The organism is Roseateles sp. FW305-36 (genome assembly GCF_058787015.1).
Genome location: NZ_JBYSZK010000012.1, coordinates 157,096 through 179,119 on the forward strand (window position 1 = coordinate 157,096; position 22,024 = coordinate 179,119).

Here is a 22,024-nt window from a genome sequence, read left to right on the forward strand (position 1 = left end):
GTCGCCCCCTTGAGGGGGCCGGCGAAGCCGGTACGGGGTGGGCCTGTCACGTCAGGTCTCCGGCCTGGGTGTCGGGGGTCAAGACCTGGCCGCGCGCCTCGGCCACGCGCCGTCGCTCTTCCTGGATGAGGGTCTCGGCAAAGCTCGTCAGGTCGTCATGCACGCGGGCCTGGGGCACCTGCACGAGCAGGTTGGCCAGCTCCTCGGTGCTGAGGTTGCCGAAGGGGCCGGTCAACACCAGGTGGGGCACGCAGCCCGCGTTCTGCGCCGTCAGCAGGTCGGTCAGCGAGGCGCCGACCATGTGCACGTCGGGCAGCTCGACGTCGAAGCGCTCGCCGATCTGCTGGATCAGCCCGGGCAGGGGCTTGCGGCAGTCGCAGCCTTCCTCGGGCGTGTGCGGGCAGAAGAAGGCGGCGTCCAGGCGTCCGCCCTTTTCCGCCAGCAGCTGGTTCAGGCGGATGTGCACCGCGTTCAGCGAGGCCATGTCGAGCAGGCCGCGGCCGATGCCGGCCTGGTTGGTGGCCAGCACCGTGTGCCAGCCGGCATGGTTGAGCCGCGCAACGGCCTCCATCGCGCCCGGCAGCGGGTCCAGCTCCTCGGGCGCCTTGACGTGGTCGTCGCGGTAGCGGTTCAAGGTGCCGTCCCGCCCGAGGATGACGAGCTTCATCCCGTGGGCGTGGTCGGCGCGCGTGGTGGACTTAGGCAAGGCGCGACAGGTCGGCGACCCGGTTCATGGCGGCATGCAGGCGACCCAGCAGGGCGAGCCGGTTGGCACGCAGGGTGGGGTCTTCGGCGTTGACCATCACGTCGTCGAAGAAGGCATCGACCGGGCCCTTCAGCGCGGCCAGGGCCTTCAGCGAGCCGGTGTAGTCATGCTGTTCGAACAGCAGGTCGGCGGCGGGCTGGACTTCGGCAATCGCCGCGGCCAGGGCCTGCTCGGCGGCTTCCTTCAGCAGCTCGGGCTTGATCGCGGTGGGCAGCTCGCCTTCGACCTTCTTCAGGATGTTGCCGACGCGCTTGTTGGCAGCGGCCAGCGAGGCGGCTTCGGCCAGTGCCGCGAAGGCGCGCACGGCCTCCAGGCGCTTGGGCACATCGCCCAGGCGCGCGGGGTTGAGCGCCAGCACGGCGTCGACTTCCTGGGCGCTGTAGCCCTGGTCGCGCAGGCTCACGGCCAGGCGGTCGGTGAAGAAGGACAGCAGCGCCTCATGCGTGCCGACCGGGTTCTCGATCAGCTCGCCGAAGGACGGCAGGGCCGCCTCGATCAGGGCCGGCAGGTCCAGCGGCAGGTTCTTCTCGACCAGGATGCGGATGACGCCCAGGGCATGGCGGCGCAGCGCGAACGGGTCCTTGTCGCCGGTGGGAAGCTGGCCGATGCCGAACAGGCCCACCAGGGTCTCGAGCTTGTCGGCCAGGGCCACGACGGTGCCGGTGTGGTTGCGCGGCAGCGCGTCGCCGGCGAAGCGCGGCTTGTAGTGATCCTCGATGGCGATGGCGACGCCGTCGCGCAGGCCCTCGTGGCGGGCGTAGTAGCCGCCCATGATGCCCTGCAGCTCGGGGAACTCGCCGACCATGTCGGTCAGCAGGTCGCACTTGGCCAGTGTGGCGGCCTGCTTGACCTTGCTGTCCAGCACCTTGAACTCGTCGTCGGCGTCCACCGTGTAGGGCAGGGTGGCCATGCTGAGCTGGTTGACGATGGCGTGGGCAATGGCTGTCACGCGCTCGGCGCGTTCGCCCTGGCTGCCCAGCTTGCCGTGATAGACCACCTTGGCCAGGCCGGGCAGGCGGTCGGCCAGCTTCTTCTTGCGGTCCTGGTCGAAGAAGAACTTGGCATCGGCCAGGCGCGGGCGCACGACGCGCTCGTTGCCCTGCGTGACGGCGCTGGCGTCGGCCGGGGCGATGTTGCTGACCACCAGGAAGTGGCGGGTCAGCTTGCCGTGGGCATCCAGCAGCGGGAAGTACTTCTGGTTGGCCTTCATCGTCAGGATGAGGCATTCCTGAGGCACGGTCAGGAACTCGGCTTCGAAGGCGCAGGTCAGCACATTGGGACGCTCGACCAGGGCCGTCACTTCGTCGAGCAGGGCTTCGTCGTCGATGGGGGTCAGGCTCAGGGCGTCGGCTGCACCTTTGAGCTGGCGCGAGATCTCGGTGCGGCGCTCGGCGAAGCTGGCGATGACGGCGCCCTGCTCGCGCAGTTGCGTCGCGTAGCTGTCGGCGGACTCGATGCTGACGGTGGCTTGCGCCGCCTCGAAACGGTGGCCTTGCGTCGTGCGGCCGGAGCTCAGGCCCAGGGCCTGGACGGGCACGACTTCAGCACCGTGCAGGGCGATCAGGCCGTGGGCCGGGCGCACGAACTTGACGTCGCTCCAGCCGTCGGCGAGCTGGTAGGTCATGACCTTGGGGATGGGCAGCTTGGCCAGGGTCTCGTCCAGGGCCTTCTGCAGGCCTTGCGCGAGCGTGGCGCCGGGCTGCACGCTGTCCCAGAACAGGGCTTCGGCCTTGCCGTCGGGCAGGCGCTTGAGCTGGGGCACAACCTCGGGACCGGCGCCGACGGAAGCCAGCTTTTTCAGCAGGGCCGGCGTGGCCTGGCCGTCGGCCGTCAGGGCGACGGCGACGGGCATCAGCTTCTGCTGCACGGCCTTGTCGGCGGCCTTGGCGGCGACGTTGGCGACATGCACGCCGAGCCGGCGCGGCGAGGCGAAGGAGGTGACGGCAGCATCGGCGCCCGCCAGACCCTGGGCCTTGAGGCTGTCGGCCAGCACGGCGGCGAAGGACTCGCCCAGCTTCTTGAGCGCCTTGGGCGGCAGCTCTTCGACAAACAGTTCAACGAGGAGGTTGGTCATCACGCGGCCGCCTTCTTGTTCTTCAGTTCGATCTGCGCGATCACTTCGTCGGCCCAGTTCTTGGGCGCCATCGGGAAGCCAAGGCGCGCGCGGCTGTCGACATAGCTCTGCGCGACGGCGCGGGCCAGGTTGCGGATGCGGCCGATGTAGGCGGCGCGCTCGGTGACCGAGATGGCGCCGCGGGCGTCCAGCAGATTGAAGCTGTGGCCGGCCTTCAGCAGTTGCTCGTAGGCGGGCAGGGCCAGCTGGTGCTCCATCAGCTTCTTGGACTGCGTTTCATGCGCGGCGAAGGCGCCGAGCAGGAACTCGACGTCGCTGTGCTCGAAGTTGTAGGTCGACTGCTCGACCTCGTTCTGGTGGAAGACGTCGCCGTAGGTCAGGCCGTCGGTGTAGACCAAGTCGTAGACCGATTCCTTGCCCTGCAGATACATGGCCAGGCGCTCCAGGCCGTAGGTGATTTCGCCGGTGATGGGCTTGCAGTCGATGCCGCCGACCTGCTGGAAGTAGGTGAACTGCGTCACTTCCATGCCGTTGAGCCAGACCTCCCAGCCCAGGCCCCAGCAGCCGAGCGTCGGGTTCTCCCAATCGTCCTCGACGAAGCGCACGTCGTTCTTCTTCAGGTCGAAGCCCAGGGCTTCCAGCGAGCCGAGGTAGAGCTCCAGGATGTTGGCCGGCGCGGGCTTGAGCACCACCTGGTACTGGTAGTAGTGCTGCAGGCGATTCGGGTTGTCGCCGTAGCGGCCGTCCTTGGGGCGGCGGCTGGGCTGAACATAGGCGGCCTTCCAGGGCTCGGGGCCCAGGGCGCGCAGGAAGGTGGCGGTGTGGCTGGTGCCGGCGCCGACTTCCATGTCGTAGGGCTGGAGCAGGGCGCAGCCCTGTTGGGACCAATAGTCCTGAAGCGTCAGGATGATTTGCTGGAAGGTCAGCACGGTGGTGTTTCTCGAGGTCTCGGGGAGTGCCGGGCCGGCGAGCTGCCTGGCAGGGGTGCCGCCGATTCTAGGTGGCGAGGTCGGCGGGCTCAGTCGCCGCTGATGGCTTCAGTGGTGATCGTGACGGCTCGACGAGCGCCATTGCGTTCCAGGTCGATGCGCAGCGCGGTGCCGGGACGGCTGGCGCTCACGCGACGGCGGAGGTCCGCGGCGTCTGCCAGCGGCGCCGCGTCGATGGCAATCAGCCGGTCGCCGACGCTCAGCCCCGCCCGCTCGGCCGGGCCACCTGCCACCACGCTGCTGACGACGGGCACGCGCCGGGTCTCGAGCAATGCGGCCTTGCCGAGGGGCAGGCGCTCGTCCTCGGCCTGCAGGCCCAGTCGGCTGCGCTGGACCTTGCCGTAGCGCGCCAGTTCGTCGACGGCGGCCAGCACACGCCGGATCGGCAGCGCAACGGCAATGCCCTCGGCGCCCCCGCTGCCCACGAGCATGGCCTGATGCATGCCGATCACGCGGCCCTGCAGGTCCAGCAGCGGCCCGCCCGCCATGCCGGCGCCCGACACCGTCGTCGTCAGGATGGCGAGATCAGCGCCCGATGATCCGGCAGGGTCGGCATCCGTCAGCGCGCTCACGATGCCCTGCGACATCAGCAGCCGCAGCCGGTGCACATTGCCGATGGCGACGACAGTCTGCCCGACTTCCAGCGGCGCCGAGTCGCCGAAGCGGCAGGCGGGGCCCAGCGGCACCTGGGCCTTGAGCAGCGCGACGCCACTGGTGCGATCGATGGCCTGCAGCTTGGCTTCCAGCCGGCGTCCGTTGGCGGTCTCGAGCACGAACTCCCGCCGGGCCTGCTCTTCGCGCTTGCTGCCCGTCACGAGAAACTCGGCGGTCAACACCGAGCTGCCATCGCCCCAGATCATGCCCAGGCCGTTGGGGGCCTCCCGCCGGGTCTCGCGCACTTCGACGGGTTCGGCCTTGGACCGAGGCGCGGACTTGCCGCCCAGCAGTTCGCTGAAGAGATCTCGGCGTTCTCCCGGCGTTTGCACCTGGAACACATGAACCAGGCATGGCAGCGTGGCGCGGTAGATCTCGGGCAGCGGCAATGCGGCGTCGCCGGCCAGCGCGGGCAGCGAAGCCGTCGCCGCGATGCTGGCGACGAGGCAGGCGATCAGGGGGCGATTCTTCATGGCATTTCCGGACGAGACCGCCGGGCGGCGGCGAGCAGCAGCAGCGACGCGCCGGCTGCCGTCCAAAGCGGCCACAGGCCGAAAGCGGCCAGCCAGCGCGCATAAGGCGTCGAGCCCGCGCGGCCTTCCACCTCGGCCTCCAGCACGCCGCGAACCAGCGGCGGCAGGCGCATCGTGATGTGGCCGTGGTGGTCGACGACGGCGGTGGCGCCGGTGTTGGTGGAGCGGGCGACCGGGCGCTGGAATTCCAGGGCGCGCATCTGCGAGAACTGCAGATGCTGGTCCAGGATCATGGTGGTGCCGAACCAGGCCAGGTTGCTGACGTTGACGAACAGGGTTGCGGCGTCAGGACCGGTGGCACTGGCCACCAGGTCTTCGCCGAACAAGTCCTCGTAGCAGATCAGCGGGCGCAGCTTCTGGCCGGCGACGGCCCAGGGATGCTGGTGTTCGCCGCGGGCCTGGTCCTCCAGCGGGATGTTCATGGCATGCACGAACCAGCCGAAGCCGGGCGGGATGAATTCACCGAAGGGCAGCAGATGGCGCTTGCCGTAGTGGTAGTCGCTGCCCAGGCCGACGACGGAATTGACGAAGCCCTCGTCGGCATTGCCGAGGAAGGCGCCGAGCAGGGCCGGGTGGTCGGGGCGGGACAGGCGCGTCAACGTCGCGCGGTCCAGTTCGGCCAGGGGCAGCGGCACGACGGACTCGGGCGTGATGACGACCTGGCCGCGGGCCGATTCGATGAGCCGGGCCAGGATCTCCAGGTTGGCGGAGAAGCGGGCGGCGTCGAACTTCTGGTCCTGCGGGATGCTGGGCTGCACCAGGGACAGGCTGATGCGGCCGGTCGACGTGGTGAAGTCCTGGGGCAGCAGCAGGCCGGCCAGCGGAATGGCCAGGGCCGGCGCCGCCCAGGCCGTGGCGCGGCGCTTGAGCAGCACCAGGCCGGCCGCGGCCAGCGCGCCCAATCCGCAGATGCCGTAGACGCCCACCCACGGCGCCCAGCCGGCCAGCGGACCGACGCTGTGGGCATAGCCGGAGGCGATCCACGGGAAGCCGCTCAGCCAGGTGGCCCGTGCCAGTTCGGCCAGCAGCCAGGCCGGCACCAGGGCCAGCAGCCGCCAGCGGCCCGGCGGCATCCAGCGCGCGGTCAGGCCCAGGGCCAGCGCGTAGTAGACGCTGAGAAAGGCGGCCAGCAGGGCCACCGCCAGCGCCGCCGCGATCCAGGGGATGCCACCGAACTGGTGCATGCTGATATGCAGCCACCACAGGCCCGAGGCCAGCCAGCCGAAGCCGAACAGCGCGCCCAGCAGGGCCGCTCGCTTGGGCGAAGCGCTGTCGACGACGGCGAACAGCAGGGCCAAAGCGATGATCTGCAGCCACCAGGCGCCCGTCGGCGCGAAGGCACCGGTGTGCAGCACGCCCGCGACCAGCGCGATCAGCGCGGCGCGCAGGCCGCTCACGCTTCGGTCTCGTCTTCGGGCGCGCGCGTGACCTTGAACCAGCGCACGGCGCCGCCCCGGGTCAGCATGACGGCGAAGTCCAGGCCGGACACCGTCACCACCTCGCCGCGGCGCGGCACGCGGCCGTGCTCGTGGGCGACCAGGCCGCCGATGGTGTCGAAGTCGTTGTCGGGCAGGGCCAGGCTGAAGGCGCCGTTGACGGCCGCGATGCTGGCGTCGCCGGCGACGCGCAGGCTGCCGTCGGCCAGCGTGTAGAGGCCCGATTCGCCGTCCTTCTCGTCGAACTCGTCCTCGATCTCGCCGACGATTTCCTCGAGCACGTCCTCGATGGTGATGAGGCCGGCCGTGTTGCCGAATTCGTCGATGACGATGGCGAGGTGGTTGCGGTTGGAGCGGAAGTCGCGCAGCAGCTCGTTGAGCCCCTTGCTTTCGGGCACGAAGACGGTGGGGCGCAGCAGGGCGCGCAGATTGAGCTCGGGCGCACGCTGCATCTTCAGCAGGTCCTTGGCGAGCAGGATGCCGATGATGTTGTCGCGGCCGCCTTCATAGACGGGAAAGCGCGAATGGCCGCTGTCGATGACGATGCCCAGCAGCTCGTCATAGGGCGCGTCGATGTCCAGCAGGTCCATGCGCGGCGCGGCCACCATGGCATCGCCGGCCGACAGCTCGGCCATGCGCAGCACGCCTTCCAGCATCTGGCGCGATTCGGGCTCGATCAGCTCGCGCTGCTCGGCCTCGGCCAGGGTCTCGATCAGTTCGGTCTTGGAGTCGGGGCCGGGGTGCAGGAACTCCAGCATGCGCTCCAGCAGGCCACGTGCCTCGGGCGGGTGTTTGGCGGCCCCGCGAACTGGGGGCCTGCCTGAATGCGGTTCGCTCAAGGGACGCTGTCAGGGTATTGCGGAAGGGACAGAATAGCCGATTGGTTTGACAAACCCCGTCATCAGCTCTTGCTTCCCGGCGCCTAGCCCCTATCTTGGCTGCCTTCTTTCGAAACGGTCTCCGCCATGTCTGACAAAGGTCTCATCCCCGCCACCATCCTGACCGGCTTCCTCGGTGCCGGCAAAACCACGCTGCTCAAGCGGGTGCTGACCGAGGCCCACGGCCAGAAGATCGCCGTCATCGAGAACGAGTTCGGCGAGGAGAACATCGACACCGACATCCTGGTGTCGGACACCAACGAGCAGATCATCCAGATGAGCAACGGCTGCGTCTGCTGCACCATCCGCGAAGACCTGCGCACGACGCTGAGCGACCTGGCCGCCAAGCGCCGCAAGGGCGAGCTGGACTTCGAACGCGTCGTCATCGAGACCACCGGCCTGGCCGACCCCGGCCCCGTCGCCCAGACCTTCTTCATGGACGACGAGATCGCCGAGAGCTATCTGCTGGACTCCATCCTGACCCTGGTGGACGCCAAGCACGCCGACGCCCAGCTCGACACCCGCCAGGAGGCCCGCATGCAGGTGGGTTTCGCCGACCAGATCTTCGTCAGCAAGAGTGACCTGGTCGAACCGGCCGCCGTGGAAGCCCTGACGCACCGCATCAAGCACATGAACCCCCGGGCGCCCATCCAGACCGCCCATTTCGGCGAGGTGGCCCTGTCCAAGGTCTTCGACCTGCGCGGCTTCAATCTGAACGCCAAGCTGGAAATCGACCCCGATTTCCTCAAGGCGGACGATCACGACCACCATCATCATGATCACGACCACCACGATCATGAACATGGCGAGCATTGCGACCATCCCCACCACCATCATCACGACGATGATGTCAAGAGTTTCGTGTTCCGCTCGGAAAAGCCCTTCAACCCGGCCAAGCTGGAGGACTTCCTGGGCGCCATCGTGCAGGTCTACGGCCCCAAGATGCTGAGATACAAGGGTGTCCTACACATGAAAGGCACGGACAAGAAGGTCATCTTCCAGGGCGTCCACCAGATGATGGGGTCCGATCTGGGCCCGAAATGGATGCCCGGAGAGAAAAAGCAGAGCAAGATGGTGTTCATTGGCATCGACCTGCCGAAAGAGGTATTGATGCAAGGCTTGGAAGGTTGCCTGGCGTGATGTTTTTGGCTGCCGGGAACGTCGTTTTCGGCAGGCTACAGACCGACGAATCTGCATGGCTACAATCCGCCGCGCTCAAAATTGGGCTGCCGGCTGAAAAGCAGTGGGATCAAGGTCTGACACCGCGCCGATGCAAGCCCTGAGCGAGGAGAAGACAGTGAGCAAGACCCCGGCCCCCAAAACCGCCCCCAAGGGTGCGAAGAAAACCGATGCCGGCGCCGACGTCGCCATGTTGGAAGCGCCCGCGCCCGCGAATCGCTTTGCCGACCGCTTCGCCCCGCCGAAACCCCCTGCGCGGGGTGCGAACCAGGCCGATGAAACGCCGCGCGTGGCCGCCAAGGGCGACCCCAAGCTGGCCAACGCCTGGAAGAGCAAATCGGGTGCCGAGCTGACCGACGCCGAAGTCCTGGCCATGCCGGACTCGGAGTACATGAATGCCAAGCAGATCGAGTTCTTCCGCACCAAGCTCACCGAGCTGAAGGACGGCGTGCTGTCCAACGCGGGCGAGACGACCGAGCACCTGCGCGAGGACACGACCATCGTCCCCGACCCGGCCGACCGTGCCACGATCGAGGAAGAACACGCCCTGGAGTTGCGTACACGCGACCGTGAGCGCAAGTTGCTGAAGAAGATCGTGCAATCCATCGCACGACTGGACAGCGGCGACTATGGATACTGTGACGAGACCGGCGAACCTATCGGCCTCGGCCGCCTGATCGCCCGCCCGACCGCGACGCTGTCCCTCGAAGCGCAACAGCGCCGCGAGCTCAAGCAGAAGATGTTCGGGGATTAACCTCCACTCACGCCCATGTCCGAATCCAAGCCCGCAGACCCCAAGGAAGGCGACAGCTTCTTCCGCAAGGTTGCGCGCTTCGTCGCCAACCCGACGACGGACTGGGCCGAGATCAATTCGCGCCAGGACGACCCCGAGGGCGACCTCGCCAAGGCCGAGCTGCGCGCCATGGTGGAGCGCAAGCGCCGCAACGACTTCGTGCGCAAGCGCGAGCTCGACATGCTGCGGCGCATCCGCCGCGAGGGCCTGACGCCCGAGCAGCTCGCGGCCCTGGCCTCGCAGCCGTCCAAGCTGGGCGATGACGAGCGCATCAGCGAGCCGAATTCCAAGATCGATCTCGGCGTGAAGGCCAAGATCGACGAGATCGAGCAGCAGATGGTGGGCGAGAGCTTTGCGACGACGCAGGCCGTGCCCAAGCAGCAGCCCGGTTTCTTCGAGACCAGCACGCGACCGGCGGCTTTTTCGCCCACCGTCGCCGCGCCGCCGCCCGACGGCGGTCGCGTCAGCGAGTTCTCCACGCCGCGCGAGGTCGAGCGCCTGCAGGCTCCGACGCCGCCGGCGGCCGTCACCATGGGCGCGGCCATTCCGCCGCTGTCCGACTCGCCGGCCAGCCGCCTGCCCGATCTGCCGCCGCTGGACATGCCCCTGTCCTTCACGCTGGCCGAGTCCACGCCCGATGTCGAGGTGCAGGAGGTCGTGCACGACCCCGAGCTCGACGAGGCCGTCATCGCCTTCGCGAATGCCGACTACGAGAACAGCGAGCGCGCGCTGACCGACCTGGTGCGCCCGGGCGGCAGTCGCAACCTGCACGGCGAAACCTGGCTGGTGCTGTTCGACCACTACCGCGCCACCGGTGCCCAGGGCAAGTTCGAGGTGCTGGCCGTCGAGTATGCGCAGCAGTTCGGTCTGTCGGCGCCGCAGTGGTTCTCCATGCCCAAGCTGGTGGCGGAGTCCACGCGCCAGTCCAACCGCTCGCCGATGGCCAAGGCCAGCCAGGTCAGCTGGACGGCGCCGTCCACGCTGACGGCCGAGGACGTGGCCGTGCTGCAAAAGCGCAGCGAGACCCTGCCCATGCCCTGGGTCTTCGACTGGGGCGTGGCGGAGGGGGTCGAGATCGATGCCGCCATCCAGCTGCGCCAGCTGTTCCGCACCTGGGCCCAGCAGGCGGTCGACCAGCGCTGGATCGGCGGTGACCGCTTCCTGAACCAGCTCAAGGAACTCGCCCCCGTCGGCGAGCGCGACACCGACCCGGCGCTGTGGATGCTGCGCCTCGAAGCCCTGCGCCTGGCCAACCGGCCCGACCAGTTCGACGAGGCCGCCATCGACTACTGCGTGACCTACGAGGTGTCGCCGCCGTCCTGGGAGCGCGCCAAGTGCCGCGTGCGCATCGGCGGCGAAGGCTCGTCGACCAACAGCCCCGCCACCAGCACCATGCAGAGCGAGGCCCAGTCCACCTTCCTGGACACCAGCGTGGCCGAGGCCAGCCTGGTCCAGCTCGAGCTGATGGGCCAGTTGAGCGGCGACATTTCGGACAACCTGCGCGTGATGTCCGGTGAAGTCGGCGAGGCCAGCGTCATCAACATCTCCTGCACCAAGCTGATTCGCCTGGACTTCATGGCGGCCGGCGACCTGCTGAACTGGGTGCTGCAGCGCCGCAGCGAGAACCGCTCGGTCATCTTCCACGACGCCCACCGCCTGGTCGCGCTGTTCTTCGGCGCCATGGGCATCAACGAGCACGCCAAGGTCAAGGTTCGTATCAATTGATGCGGCGGCCGCGGGCCGACCTTGCGAAACTCGGGCCGGTCCTCAACTGGAACGGCTATGTCCTCTGATTCCTCCTCTGCCGTCTACCACGGCACCACCATCGTCTCGGTACGCCGCCAGACGCCCACCGGCTGGCAGGTCGCCATCGGCGGCGATGGCCAGGTCACCCTGGGCAACACCGTCGTCAAGGCCAGCGCCCGCAAGGTGCGCAAGCTCTACCGCGACCAGGTGCTGGCCGGTTTCGCCGGCGCCACGGCCGACGCCTTCACGCTGTTCGAGCGCTTCGAGGCCAAGCTGGAAAAGCACCAGGGCCACCTCGTGCGCGCGGCCGTCGAGCTGACGCGCGACTGGCGCACCGACCGCGTGCTGCGCCGCCTGGAGGCCATGCTGGCCGTGGCCGACAGGACGGCCTCGCTGATCATCACCGGCAACGGCGACGTGCTGGAGCCCGAGCAGGGCATCGTCGCCATCGGTTCCGGCGGTGCCTATGCCCAGGCTGCCGCCAAGGCCCTGCTGGCCAACACCGAGCTGAGCGCCGCCGACATCGTCAAGAAGTCGCTCGAGATCGCCGGCGAGATCTGCATCTACACCAACCAGAACCACACCCTCGAGGTGCTCGAATGAGTTCGATGACGCCCCAGGAGATCGTCTCCGAACTCGACCGCCACATCGTCGGCCAGCAGGCCGCCAAGCGCGCCGTCGCCATCGCCATGCGCAACCGCTGGCGCCGCCAGCAGGTCGACGAGAAGCTGCGCGGCGAGATCACGCCCAAGAACATCCTGATGATCGGCCCGACCGGCGTCGGCAAGACCGAGATCGCCCGCCGCCTGGCCCGGCTGGCCGGGGCGCCCTTCATCAAGGTCGAGGCGACCAAGTTCACCGAGGTCGGCTATGTCGGCAAGGACGTGGACTCTATCGTGCGCGATCTCGTCGAGGTCGCCGTCAAGCAGGAGCGCGAGGTGGCCATGCGCCGCTGCCAGACCCGTGCCGAGGATGCCGCCGAGGAGCGCATCCTGGACGTGTTGCTGCCCGGCTCCCGAACCGACAAGGACAGCGACAACCCGACGCGCCAGGCCTTTCGCAAGCGCCTGCGCGAGGGCCAGCTCGACGACAAGGACATCGAGCTCGACCTGCTGGCGCCCAAGCCCAGCCTGGAGGTGCTGACCCCGTTCGGCAACCAGCCCGGCATGGAGGACATGGCCGAGCAGCTGAAGGGCATGTTCAGCCAGTTCGGCGGCCACCAGAAGAAGACCCGCAAGCTCAAGATCGCCGAGGCGATGAAGCTGCTGGTCGACGAGGAGGCTGCCAAGCTCGTCAACGAGGAAGAGATCCGCGCCACCGCCCTGGTCAATGCCCAGGAAATGGGCATTGTCTTCATCGACGAGATCGACAAGGTGGCCTCGCGCCAGGAGAGCGGCGGCGCCGAGGTCTCGCGCCAGGGCGTGCAGCGCGACCTGCTGCCGCTGGTGGAAGGCACCACGGTGTCGACCAAATACGGCATGGTGCGGACCGACCATGTCCTCTTCATCGCCAGCGGTGCCTTCCACCTCGCCAAGCCCAGCGACCTCATTCCCGAGTTGCAGGGCCGGCTACCCATCCGCGTCGAACTGGACTCGCTGTCAGTGGCCGATTTCGAGGCCATCTTGACCAGCACCCACGCCAGCCTCGTCAAGCAATACCAGGCCTTGCTGGCGACCGAGGGCGTCACGCTGGACCTGCAGCCCGGTGCCATCCGCCGCCTGGCCGAGATCGCCTTCGAGGTCAACGAGCGCACCGAGAACATCGGCGCGCGACGCCTGGCCACGGTGATGGAGAGGTTGCTCGACGAGATCAGCTTCGACGCACCGCGCAACGCCGGTCAGACCGTGGTCATCGACGCGGCGGCCGTGGATGCCAAGCTGGGCGCGCTGGCGGCCAACGAGGATCTCTCGCGCTTCATCCTCTGAGGCGGGACCGCGAACGGGCACTGCGGCCAGGTCGACGGTCGTTTAGGCTGGGCGCATGGCCGTCCATCCGTCTTCGCGCACCTGGGGTCTGGCGCATCCGCCGGGCACCAGCGCGGCCGCCGTGCGCGAGCGATCACGCTGGCGCTGGCCCGTTGTCGTGGCCCTGCTGGCCACCATCCCCGCCTTCTACATCGAGCTGCTGGAGCAGCTGCCCACGCCGCTGGCCACGGCCATCTACCTGACGGCGGCCGGCATTCTCGCGCTGGCGCTGTGGCGGGTGGCCACCCATCTCGACCACCCGCGCCAGCACCTGCGGCGCAATGTGCTGGACCTGGCACTGATCGCCGGCTTCGTGCTGGCGGCCCTGCTGCCCGCCAGCGTGGACTCGTCGATCAGCCTGGCCGTGCGGCTGGCCGTGGCCCTGCTCAGCCTGGTGCGCATGGTCTGGACGCTGCGGCCCTGGATCACCCGCGGCGGCCTGGGCTACCTGCTGCTGCTGGCGTTCGCGGTGCTGTGCTTCTGCGGCGTCGGCTTCTGGGCGCTGGAGCCGCGCGTGCACTCCCTGGGCGACGGCCTCTGGCTGGCCTTCACGACCGCCGCCACCGTGGGCTATGGCGACATCGTGCCCAGCACCCCGGCCGCCAAGATCTTCTCCGTCTTCGTCGTGCTGCTCGGCTACGCCGTGCTCTCCCTCGTCACCGCCGCCATCGCGGCGATGTGGGTGGAGACGACCGAGCGGCGCATCGAGCACGACATCCTGCGCCAGTTGCACGCCGAGGTGGGCGCGCTGCGGGCGGAGGTGGCGGCGCTGCGGGAGAGCCGGCGCCCGCCGGCAGTCTGAGCACTCAATGCGGCAGGGCCTGGCCGCTGCCCACCCAGCGCAGCAGTTGCATCAGCGTCGATGCCTGCGTCTTGCCGAGCAGGTTGCGCACATGGCTGCGCAGCGTCGACAGGCACAGGCCGAGATGAGTCGCGGCGATCTCGACCGTCATGCCGTCGCCCAGCAGCATCAGCACATGGCGCTCGGTGGCGCTGAGGCGGCTGTGGCGGGCCAGCGCGTCGATGCGGGCGGCCTGGGTCAAGGCGGGCTGGTCGAGGTGGATGACCAGCAGCACCGCGTCTGAGGGCCAGCCGGCGCTGGCCGCGAGGTCGTCGGGCAGGGGCATGATGTGCATCCAGCCGGTGCTGATCTGTGGTGTGAACCACAGGCCGACATAGGAGGTGGAACCAGCCTGGGCCAGGCGCAACGGCGCCTCCAGCCGCGTGGCGTCGAGCTGGCCGATGTGCATCAGGTGATCGGCACTCACATCCACGCGTCGATCACGGAGCAGGCCCTCGGCACCGCGGTTGCGAAACAGCAGGCGCCGGTCCGGCCGCACGACCAGCATGGGCTGGGGCAGGGCAGCCAACACCTGGCAGGTCTGCACGGAGGATGCGGCGCTTGCCAGGGGGCGTGTGGCGCTTGAGGGGGTCTGGAGTGCGGTCAGCATGATGAAGATCTCCCTGAGCCGTGGCGATGACAGCGGTTGATTTGCTGGCAAGTTTGGCCGCCGCCGCGGCTTCGCGCCTCCTCCAGACGGCCCGGCCAGATGGCCCAGTGGCGTTGCCGCACCTGCCGCTCGACAGGCGGGTCAGGTCCGCCCCGCGGCGATTCCGGTTGTGAGGGTTTGTGAGCATGGCTTGCCATTGAGGCCTATCCAAAAGCCCAATGCCGCGGCGGGCTGGCGATCCCCATTGCTCGCTAATATCGGTCTGTACCTTTTGCGCCCCATGAGAGTCCTGCTCGTCGACGACCACACTTTGTTCAGGGAGGGCATTGCCCTGCTGCTGCGCCCCCTCGTGCAGCCCCTGGAAACCTGGGAGGCCGGCAGCTGCGAGGAAGCGGTTGCCGTCATCGAGGCGCGCGGCGCCGCTGATCTTGTCCTCATCGACCTGGGCCTGCCGGGCGCCTCGGGCCTGGAGGGCGTGCGGCGGCTGCGCGAGGCCCACCCCGAGATGCCCGTCGTCGTCATGTCCTCGGCCGATGACAAGGACACCGTGCTCGCGGCCCTGGACGCCGGTGCCATGGGCTTCATTCCCAAGAGCTCGACCTCGGCGGTCATGATCGGCGCGCTCAAGCTCATCCTCGCCAAGGGCATCTATCTGCCGCCCAGCGTGTTCCTGGCGGCGCGCAACCCGGCGCCGGCCACGCCGCCGGCGGTGGCGCCCGTTGCCGCTGCCGTCACGCCGATGGTGACCGCCGCGCCGGCCGGCGCCGAATCGACCGCGGGCACCGCCTCGCGCCGTCCCGCCGACCTGGGGCTCACCTCGCGCCAGGCCGAGGTCCTGCATCTGCTGCTGCAGGGCAAGCCTGCCAAGCTGATCGGCCGCGAGCTCGACCTGTCGTTGAGCACCGTGAAGGCCCACACCTCGGCCGTGCTGCGCGCGCTGAACGTCACCACCCGCACCCAGGCTATCGTCGCTGCCGGCCGCATCGGCCTGCGCTTCGACGCTTAGCCGGCCGCCGTCTCCAGCGACTCCTTCAAGGCCAGCAGCAGGCGCTGCAGGCCGACGGGCTTGTGCAGCAGGCCGGCACCCAGGGCGTTGGTCTCGGCCAGCAGGCGGGCATCCGTGTTGGCCGTCACGACGAGGGCGGGGATTTGCTCGTCGTAGTGGGCGCGCAGCCGGCGGATCACGTCCAGGCCATCGCCCGTGGTGCCGAGCTGGAAATCGGTCAGGATGAGGTCGGGCGTGCGCAGATGATCGCGCAACTGCAGCAGCGCCTCGTCGCCGCTGGCGGCGATGACGACGTGGCAGCCGGCGGCCAGCAGCGCGTCGCGCACCGCCTCGCGATTGGTGGCCTCGTCGTCGACGACGACGATGAAGTTGCCCTCCAGCGCCTGCGGCGTGGTGTCCATGGTGCTGCTGATGTCATGCAGGGCCGCGGCGCCGGCGGCCAGCGGCAGGGTGACCTTGAACACCGAGCCCCGCCCCTCGCGGCTCTGCACGGCGATCGAATAGCCGAGGATGTGCACGCAGCGGCGCACGATGGACAGGCCCAGCCCCAGGCCCTTTTCCTGCCCCGTGCCGGGCGCCCCGATGCGGAAGAACTCCTCGAAGATGGCCTCGCGGTGCTCTTCCGCGATACCGGGGCCGGTGTCCCAGATCTGCAGCTCGCAATGCTCGCCGCGGCGGCGGCAGCCGACCAGCACGCCGCCGCTGCGGGTGTAGCGGATGGCATTGGCGAGCAGGTTGCCGACGATGCGTTCCAGCAGCGTCGCGTCGCCCCTCACCACCCAGCGGCCGGGTCGCACGCGCAGGGTCAATCCTTTTTCCTGGGCCTGCGGCAACCAGGTCTGCGCCGCGCGATCAAGCAACCAGCCCAGGTCCACCTCCTCGATGTGGGGATGCACGGCGCCGGCGTCGAGCTTGGAGATGTCCAGCAGGTTGCCGAACAGGTTCTCCATGGTCGTGACGGAAGACTGCACCTTGTCGGCGAGGTCGATCTGCGCCGGATCGCTCAGGCGGGTGCGCAGCACGCCGATGAGCAGGCTGATCGAGTGCATGGGCTGGCGCAGGTCATGGCTGGCGGCCGCGAGAAAGCGGGTCTTGGCCGCATTGGCCCGCTCGGCCTCGTCCTTGCGCTGCGAGAGCTCGTCGAGCTGGGTCATCAGGCGCTGGTTCAGGAGGTCGATTTCGTGGGCACGGTCTTCGAGGACGTCGCGGGCGTCTGAGAGTTCCTGGGTGCGGGCGGCGACCTTGGCTTCGAGGCTGGCGTAGAGGTCGCGCAGACGGTGGGTCAGCTGGTTGATGTCGCCTGCAAGATCCTCCACCTCATCCTGGCGTCGCGAGGTGTAGGGGCGTGGAATGTCGGCCTCCAGCTGACCGGACAGGATGCGTGCGGTAGCCGCCTTGAGCGCCACGATAGGTGCGGCCATGCGGCGCGCAAACAGCGTGCCCAGTAGCGCTGCCAAACCGCCACCCACCGCCATCAGGACCAGCGTACGTGCCAGTGTGGCGAATACGGGCTCCAATGCCTCGCGCCGAGGCTGTTCCACGAACACCAGCCAGCCTGTCTCCGGCACCTGTGCCGCCGAGACGATTACCGGCCGGCCCTGCGCGTCGGCCGTGGACTCGCCCGACAGCCGTCCGCCCGAGGCCAGGGCAGCGCGAGCTTCGCGCACCGCATCAGGTTCGGCCTGAGAGCGACGCGCCAGCACCTCGGTGGCGTGGGTGTGGGCGATCAACCGGCCTGCGCCGTCCACGATGAAGGCTTGGCCACCGTGGGCTGAGCCCATCCGCGCGACGATCTCGCCGAGCAGGCGCAGGTCCACCACGGCCGACACCGCACCCTGGCCGTCGAAGGCAGCTATGCGCATGGCGGGCAGTTGGGCTTCGTTGAAGAAGGTGGGGCCACGGCGCAGCGGCTGCTGCGCCGATACCGCCAGTCGCTCGCTTTCGTCCACTTGCCGGCCCGAGCCGGTACGCATGGGCGCGCTGCGCGACAGCCACAACTGCTCACGGCCCTGGGCGTCCAGCGCCTGCAACTCGACGATGGCTGGCACCATTTGCATCAGGCGGTAGAACTCCTCGCGGCGCTGTGCGGGGCCGAACTCTGCCGTCCCCCAGGGCATCTTGGCCACGTCGCGCAGTCCAGCCTCTATGCCGCCCAGGTAGCTGCCGATCTCGCGCGCGGCGCTTTCGGCCTGCACCGACTGCAGCGCCGCGATGTGCTCGCGCGCCTCGCGGTAGCTAAAAACCATTTCCGTGACGCCCGAGATCAGCAGCATGAGCAGCGTCAGGCCGCACAGCCGCAGCGCGTAGCGGCGGGCCAGGGGCGACATCCAGCGTTCTTGAGAGAACGAAGCGCTCATGGCCGCAGGACGAGGTCGGCGCGCCGCACCACGTCGGCGTTCAGCGGCGGGAACCTGGGGTCGGTGGGGATGCGCACGGCAAGTTGGAAACGCTGTGGTGTCTGAATCGGTATGTCCTGCGGCGCCTCGCCCCCCGCAACCCGGGCCACCAATTCGGCCAAGGCCGGCGCAACGAAGTCACTGTCGTAGGCATAGGACAGATGAGCAAACGTGTACACGTCGGGTGTATATGCGGCCATGACCGGCTTTCCGAGAGCGGTGATGTGCTGGCCGAGTCGGGCGTCCAAGGTCAAGGTCGTGCGCGGCAGGCACCAAGCCTGGATGCTCGCATGCGCGGGTACATCCACCAACGCGAGGGCAGCCTCGACGGATGTGGCACTGAGGACCTGCAGAGTCACGCCGCGGCCCGCGGCGACGCGCTCCATGTCAGCGCGCTCCTCAGCCAGTGATGCCAGCCACTCCGCATCGCCGAGTGCCGCGACTGAGCGCAGCGTCGGATAGGCGTCCAGCAGCATCTCCAGACGTTTGGCGTTCAGCCTGTCTTGAATCGACAGTCCTGTTGCCGGCTCGGACCGGGTTACCGGATGCGTGATCAACCCGAGTTCCACCGGGTCGGCGCGGCTGGAGAACACCAGTCGGGCATGCGGTGCTGCCTGACGCACCTGACGGGCCAGCGTACCGTTCTGGGCGACGAACAGCATGGGCTGACGTGCCGCGGCGCGTTGCAGGGCGGCAGGGATGTCGGCCGGGTCAGCGGGCATGCTCAGTGCGACGACACGGACTTGGTCCGGTGCGCGCAGATACAGCTTCTTCAGCGCTGCGGAGAAGCGCTGGAAATAGCTGTCCTTCGCTGCGTCGCCGCGGGTCAGAAACACCACTTCGACGGCGGCAGGTGCGCGATCCGCTTCCTTGGCGGGCTTGCAGGCCACCAGGAGGGCGACCAGGCTTATCCCTATGGCTTGAGCCAAACGGCCAATAGGCAAATCAAACACGGCTGACTATCCTCTGCGAGCGTTACCGTCGGTAACGCAATCTACCGCCAAGGAGGGCAATGTGACGACGCTTCATCGATACGTGTGGGTCAAGGTGTCAGAGGCAAAACCGGGGACGATCACCTGCGACGCCGCTGAGTGGTACGACACGCCACAACCGGACTTCGCCATCAGCGGCGGGGTCCTGCCACCGGCGCCGCCGCCCCCGCGCGATGTTCTTGCGGTTCGCGCCACCTGTGCACCCTGCCCGAAGCCTGCGCCTGCTGGTACGAGAACGGCCGTCCTGACATCGCCGCCGACCCCGTCCGGCAGCACGGGTTGGCGGCTGGACAGTTGCCTTGCCGAATACGCTCAAGATGTCGGCGGCAAGTTCTTTGCATGCCACCCCATCGACGGCAACTATGACGCCGCCGTCAAGTGGCTGGCCACCGACGAAGGCAAGGCATGGGTGGGCGACGCGATAGCCTGCACGCTGCTGTCCCATTTTTCCGACGGCCCCTGATCAACTGCATGCTGTCAAGCCGCCTCACCCGCAGCGGGAGGCGGCCTTTTCGTATTTGTCCCCATCGCGGTTGAGCTCCCCCGGCGAGGGAGCACGATGCCGGGGTCGGCCTGGAGTGCCATCCTCAAAAGTGGTGAGTGGGCCGGCGTGAGTGTTCATCGCAGACCGGCGCGACGCGAGGCCGCGCCGTCGCGCTCGGCCGAAGTTGCGGCGGTCCTGCGCCCGATCTCCTCGACCTCGTCAGCTCCGCACCGAATTGATGGCCAGCAGGCCGTCGAAGATCAGGCCTTCGACGAGTTCATGGGGCGCGTCCAGCGCCGGGGCCACTTTCCAGCCGGCACCACCCGTCATCAGCAGCAGGGGCTCGCGGCCCTCGCGCTTGGTCAGCAGGCGGAACATGCGTTCGATGGCGCCGGTGATGGCGAAGGTGCCACCCGTGGTCAGCGCGTCGCTGGTGTTGGTGGGGAAGTCGCGCACCTCGCCGGTGGGCACGCGCAGGCCGGCGGTGCCGCCTTCGAGAGCGCGCAGCATGATGCCGTGGCCGGGCAGGATGAGGCCGCCGAGAAATTCGGCGCCGGCCGATAGCGCGTCCACCGTCACCGCCGTGCCAACCATGACGGTCAGCACCGGGCCGTCGAAGCCGCGCTTCCTGGCATGGGCATGGGCACCGATGACGGCGACCCAGCGGTCCGCGCCCAGGCGCGTCGGGTGGTCATAGCCGTTCTTGACGCCGGCCGCCTCTGACGCCGGCACGACCCAGCGGGCGCTGAGGTCCCAGTGCTCCATCTGCTCCTCGACGCGACGGCGCACGGCATCACCGGCGACATTGCTGCCAAGGATGCGCGTCGGCGGGGCCAGGCCTTGCCAGTCATCGTCGGCCAGCCGGTCGATGTTCTCCAGGAACACGGCGCCATGCTGCAGCGGCTGGCTGCCGGGCGGGGCGTCGTCCTCGTAGACGGCCCATTTCAGTCTTGTGTTGCCAATGTCGATAGCCAGAAAGCTCATGGTGGGTCGTGGCGTGACCAAAGACGTGACGAATGGCGCGAGCCTACCAGCGCATTTGTATCCGCCTGTGCGGGTTTCTGCTTCAATCAGCGGCTACTTCTGATCGCCCCTTCCACCGGAGAACCTCCATGCTGCGACGTCTGCGCATCCAAGCCCGCCTCTGGCTGGCCTTCGGCATCATCCTGGCGATGACGGCGCTGCTGGTGGCGGTCGGGGGGTATGGACTGGATGTGTCGCAGAAGGCCATCCAGGGCATCACGCAGAAGCTGATCCCGGCCTCCAACATCACCATGTCGGCCCGCAGCCAGCTGCTGCAGAGCAAGGCAGCCACATCCACGCTGGTGGCCTCCATCTTCAACAAGGAAGGCATGGCTCGGGCCAAGAAGGAGTGGGACGCCGCCCAGGTCAGCCTGGACAAGGCCATGGACGACTTCGGTGCCATCTCCACCGAGCAGAAGGGCAAGGATGCCCTGGTCAAGTTCCGTGCCCTGATGGCTGACTACCGCAAGGCCGTCAAGCCGGTGGCCGACAAGATCCTGGCCGACAGCTACCCCGACGCCCAGGCTGCCTTCGAGGACATCAAGGCTGCCGATGCCGCTTATGACCCCGCCCTGGCCATGCTCAATGGCATCGAGGGCGATCTGAAGAAGCGCGGCGATGAGGTCTTCACCCAGGTGGATAGCGGGGTCAGCAAGATCTTCGGCGTCTTCATCGTTACCTTCATCGTCTGCATCGTCATCGGCGGTGCACTGGCGGTGTTCATCTCCCGCTCCATCATCGGTCCGCTGGTGGCGGCCAAGCGCTTCGCCGAGCGCATGGCCGACGGCGACCTGTCGCGCGCGCCCGAAGCCCGCGGCACCGACGAATCCGCCGAGATGATGCAGGCCCTGGCCGCCATGCAGCAATCGCTGTCCGAGATCGTCGGCCAGGTGCGCGAGTCGGCCGAGAGCATCCAGGTCGCGTCTGCCGAGGTGGCCACCGGCAACATGGACCTGTCGCAGCGCACCGAGCAGACGGCCTCCAATCTGCAGCAGGCCTCAAGCTCCATGACCCAGCTGACCGGCACCGTCAGCCAGAGCGCCGACTCGGCCATGACGGCCAAGCAGCTCGCCGGTGCTGCCGCCGAGACGGCCGGCCGTGGCGGCGAGGTGGTGTCGCGCGTCGTCAGCACCATGGGCGAGATCAACAACGCCAGCCGCAAGATCGCCGACATCATCGGCACCATCGATGGCATTGCCTTCCAGACCAATATCCTGGCGCTGAATGCCGCCGTGGAAGCGGCGCGTGCCGGCGAGCAGGGCCGCGGCTTCGCGGTCGTGGCCGGCGAGGTGCGTTCGCTGGCCCAGCGCAGTGCCGAAGCGGCGCGCGAGATCAAGGCGCTGATCGGCGCCAGCGTCGAGCGCGTCGAGGCCGGCACCCATCTGGTCAACGACGCCGGCACGACCATGACCGACATCGTCGGCTCGGTGCAGCGCGTGACCGACATCATTGGCGAGATCAGCGCCGCGGCCGTCGAGCAGAGTCAGGGCATTGCCCAGGTCAACGGCACCGTGACCGAGCTGGACCATATGACCCAGCAGAACGCCGCGCTGGTGGAAGAGTCCGCGGCGGCGGCTCAGTCGCTGAAGGAGCAGGCGGTGCGCCTCGCGGGGCTGGTGTCGTCGTTCAAGCTGAGCTGAGCCGCATCGTCTGCCTGACG

19 protein-coding genes are annotated in these 22,024 nt (G+C 68.3%); 9 read left to right on the forward strand and 10 right to left on the reverse strand.

All coding sequences use genetic code 11. The features are described from left to right. Window positions 1-46: 46 nt before the first annotated feature. The 6 genes from gmhB to AC3WOE_RS21385 all read right to left on the reverse strand — a co-directional run bounded on the left by gmhB (window position 47) and on the right by AC3WOE_RS21385 (window position 7,291). Window positions 47-706 (reverse strand): D-glycero-beta-D-manno-heptose 1,7-bisphosphate 7-phosphatase, encoded by a 660-nt coding sequence (gene gmhB, locus AC3WOE_RS21360; RefSeq protein ID WP_492693326.1) that lies wholly within the window; start codon window positions 704-706, stop codon window positions 47-49. Then, the gene (glyS, locus tag AC3WOE_RS21365) at window positions 699-2,840 is read right to left on the reverse strand and encodes a glycine--tRNA ligase subunit beta (RefSeq protein WP_492693327.1); all 2,142 of its coding nucleotides are present in this window, start codon (window positions 2,838-2,840) and stop codon (window positions 699-701) included. Before glyS ends, gmhB begins: the two co-directional genes overlap by 8 nt. Then, window positions 2,840-3,769, reverse strand: a complete 930-nt coding sequence (glyQ, locus tag AC3WOE_RS21370) for a glycine--tRNA ligase subunit alpha (RefSeq protein WP_492693328.1) — start codon at window positions 3,767-3,769, stop codon at window positions 2,840-2,842. The genes glyS and glyQ overlap by 1 nt, the downstream gene beginning before the upstream one ends. 89 nt (window positions 3,770-3,858) lie before the next feature. After that, window positions 3,859-4,956 (reverse strand): S1C family serine protease, encoded by a 1,098-nt coding sequence (locus AC3WOE_RS21375; protein WP_492693329.1) that lies wholly within the window; start codon window positions 4,954-4,956, stop codon window positions 3,859-3,861. Further along, a complete protein-coding gene (gene lnt, locus AC3WOE_RS21380) occupies window positions 4,953-6,413 on the reverse strand; it encodes an apolipoprotein N-acyltransferase (protein WP_492693330.1) in 1,461 nt (486 codons plus the stop codon). The genes AC3WOE_RS21375 and lnt overlap by 4 nt, the downstream gene beginning before the upstream one ends. Next, the gene (locus AC3WOE_RS21385) at window positions 6,410-7,291 is read right to left on the reverse strand and encodes a CorC family transporter (RefSeq protein WP_492693332.1); all 882 of its coding nucleotides are present in this window, start codon (window positions 7,289-7,291) and stop codon (window positions 6,410-6,412) included. Before AC3WOE_RS21385 ends, lnt begins: the two co-directional genes overlap by 4 nt. 126 nt (window positions 7,292-7,417) lie before the next feature. Here AC3WOE_RS21385 and AC3WOE_RS21390 point away from each other — a divergent pair, with 126 nt between their 5' ends. The 6 genes from AC3WOE_RS21390 to AC3WOE_RS21415 all read left to right on the forward strand — a co-directional run bounded on the left by AC3WOE_RS21390 (window position 7,418) and on the right by AC3WOE_RS21415 (window position 13,814). Further along, on the forward strand, window positions 7,418-8,470 hold the full coding sequence (locus tag AC3WOE_RS21390) for a CobW family GTP-binding protein (protein WP_492693333.1): 1,053 nt from the start codon (window positions 7,418-7,420) through the stop codon (window positions 8,468-8,470). A 157-nt stretch (window positions 8,471-8,627) separates the two neighbouring features. Beyond that, complete coding sequence (gene dksA, locus AC3WOE_RS21395; RefSeq protein WP_492693335.1) at window positions 8,628-9,263, forward strand: RNA polymerase-binding protein DksA; 636 nt, start codon at window positions 8,628-8,630, stop codon at window positions 9,261-9,263. 15 nt (window positions 9,264-9,278) lie between these two features. Continuing rightward, window positions 9,279-11,027, forward strand: coding sequence for a hypothetical protein (locus AC3WOE_RS21400; protein WP_492693337.1), 1,749 nt, complete (start codon window positions 9,279-9,281; stop codon window positions 11,025-11,027). Window positions 11,028-11,084: 57 nt separating this feature from the next. Continuing rightward, the gene (gene hslV / locus AC3WOE_RS21405) at window positions 11,085-11,651 is read left to right on the forward strand and encodes an ATP-dependent protease subunit HslV (RefSeq protein ID WP_492693338.1); all 567 of its coding nucleotides are present in this window, start codon (window positions 11,085-11,087) and stop codon (window positions 11,649-11,651) included. Beyond that, window positions 11,648-12,973, forward strand: a complete 1,326-nt coding sequence (gene hslU / locus AC3WOE_RS21410; protein WP_492693339.1) for an ATP-dependent protease ATPase subunit HslU — start codon at window positions 11,648-11,650, stop codon at window positions 12,971-12,973. Before hslV ends, hslU begins: the two co-directional genes overlap by 4 nt. A gap of 55 nt (window positions 12,974-13,028) precedes the next feature. Then, the gene (locus AC3WOE_RS21415) at window positions 13,029-13,814 is read left to right on the forward strand and encodes a potassium channel family protein (RefSeq protein WP_492693341.1); all 786 of its coding nucleotides are present in this window, start codon (window positions 13,029-13,031) and stop codon (window positions 13,812-13,814) included. A 4-nt stretch (window positions 13,815-13,818) separates the two neighbouring features. On the opposite strand, the gene AC3WOE_RS21420 is transcribed toward AC3WOE_RS21415, so the two are convergent. Beyond that, window positions 13,819-14,463, reverse strand: a complete 645-nt coding sequence (locus tag AC3WOE_RS21420; RefSeq protein ID WP_492693343.1) for a helix-turn-helix transcriptional regulator — start codon at window positions 14,461-14,463, stop codon at window positions 13,819-13,821. Window positions 14,464-14,743: 280 nt separating this feature from the next. Here AC3WOE_RS21420 and AC3WOE_RS21425 point away from each other — a divergent pair, with 280 nt between their 5' ends. Continuing rightward, window positions 14,744-15,469 carry a response regulator gene (locus tag AC3WOE_RS21425; RefSeq protein WP_492693344.1) on the forward strand — a complete coding sequence of 242 codons (726 nt, stop codon included), beginning with the start codon at window positions 14,744-14,746 and terminating at the stop codon, window positions 15,467-15,469. On the opposite strand, the gene AC3WOE_RS21430 is transcribed toward AC3WOE_RS21425, so the two are convergent. Both AC3WOE_RS21430 and AC3WOE_RS21435 read right to left on the reverse strand, forming a co-directional pair. Continuing rightward, on the reverse strand, window positions 15,466-17,826 hold the full coding sequence (locus AC3WOE_RS21430) for a hybrid sensor histidine kinase/response regulator (RefSeq protein ID WP_492693345.1): 2,361 nt from the start codon (window positions 17,824-17,826) through the stop codon (window positions 15,466-15,468). The two genes, AC3WOE_RS21425 and AC3WOE_RS21430, sit on opposite strands and share 4 nt — an antisense overlap. Continuing rightward, on the reverse strand, window positions 17,823-18,818 hold the full coding sequence (locus AC3WOE_RS21435; protein ID WP_492693347.1) for an ABC transporter substrate binding protein: 996 nt from the start codon (window positions 18,816-18,818) through the stop codon (window positions 17,823-17,825). The genes AC3WOE_RS21430 and AC3WOE_RS21435 overlap by 4 nt, the downstream gene beginning before the upstream one ends. A gap of 61 nt (window positions 18,819-18,879) precedes the next feature. Here AC3WOE_RS21435 and AC3WOE_RS21440 point away from each other — a divergent pair, with 61 nt between their 5' ends. Then, on the forward strand, window positions 18,880-19,320 hold the full coding sequence (locus AC3WOE_RS21440; RefSeq protein WP_492693348.1) for a hypothetical protein: 441 nt from the start codon (window positions 18,880-18,882) through the stop codon (window positions 19,318-19,320). Window positions 19,321-19,560: 240 nt separating this feature from the next. On the opposite strand, the gene AC3WOE_RS21445 is transcribed toward AC3WOE_RS21440, so the two are convergent. Beyond that, window positions 19,561-20,325 (reverse strand): type III pantothenate kinase, encoded by a 765-nt coding sequence (locus tag AC3WOE_RS21445; protein WP_492693350.1) that lies wholly within the window; start codon window positions 20,323-20,325, stop codon window positions 19,561-19,563. 128 nt (window positions 20,326-20,453) lie between these two features. Here AC3WOE_RS21445 and AC3WOE_RS21450 point away from each other — a divergent pair, with 128 nt between their 5' ends. Continuing rightward, a complete protein-coding gene (locus tag AC3WOE_RS21450) occupies window positions 20,454-22,004 on the forward strand; it encodes a methyl-accepting chemotaxis protein (protein ID WP_492693351.1) in 1,551 nt (516 codons plus the stop codon). Window positions 22,005-22,024 lie beyond the last annotated feature (20 nt).

Coding starts and splice junctions, on each gene's coding strand:
- glyS (WP_492693327.1), bottom strand. CDS start 2,840: ATGACCAACCTCCTCGTTGAACTGTTTGTCGAAGAGCTGCCGCCCAAG.
- AC3WOE_RS21375 (WP_492693329.1), bottom strand. CDS start 4,956: ATGAAGAATCGCCCCCTGATCGCCTGCCTCGTCGCCAGCATCGCGGCG.
- AC3WOE_RS21390 (WP_492693333.1), top strand. CDS start 7,418: ATGTCTGACAAAGGTCTCATCCCCGCCACCATCCTGACCGGCTTCCTC.
- AC3WOE_RS21400 (WP_492693337.1), top strand. CDS start 9,279: ATGTCCGAATCCAAGCCCGCAGACCCCAAGGAAGGCGACAGCTTCTTC.
- hslV (WP_492693338.1), top strand. CDS start 11,085: ATGTCCTCTGATTCCTCCTCTGCCGTCTACCACGGCACCACCATCGTC.
- hslU (WP_492693339.1), top strand. CDS start 11,648: ATGAGTTCGATGACGCCCCAGGAGATCGTCTCCGAACTCGACCGCCAC.
- AC3WOE_RS21415 (WP_492693341.1), top strand. CDS start 13,029: ATGGCCGTCCATCCGTCTTCGCGCACCTGGGGTCTGGCGCATCCGCCG.
- AC3WOE_RS21420 (WP_492693343.1), bottom strand. CDS start 14,463: ATGCTGACCGCACTCCAGACCCCCTCAAGCGCCACACGCCCCCTGGCA.
- AC3WOE_RS21425 (WP_492693344.1), top strand. CDS start 14,744: ATGAGAGTCCTGCTCGTCGACGACCACACTTTGTTCAGGGAGGGCATT.
- AC3WOE_RS21430 (WP_492693345.1), bottom strand. CDS start 17,826: ATGAGCGCTTCGTTCTCTCAAGAACGCTGGATGTCGCCCCTGGCCCGC.
- AC3WOE_RS21445 (WP_492693350.1), bottom strand. CDS start 20,325: ATGAGCTTTCTGGCTATCGACATTGGCAACACAAGACTGAAATGGGCC.
- AC3WOE_RS21450 (WP_492693351.1), top strand. CDS start 20,454: ATGCTGCGACGTCTGCGCATCCAAGCCCGCCTCTGGCTGGCCTTCGGC.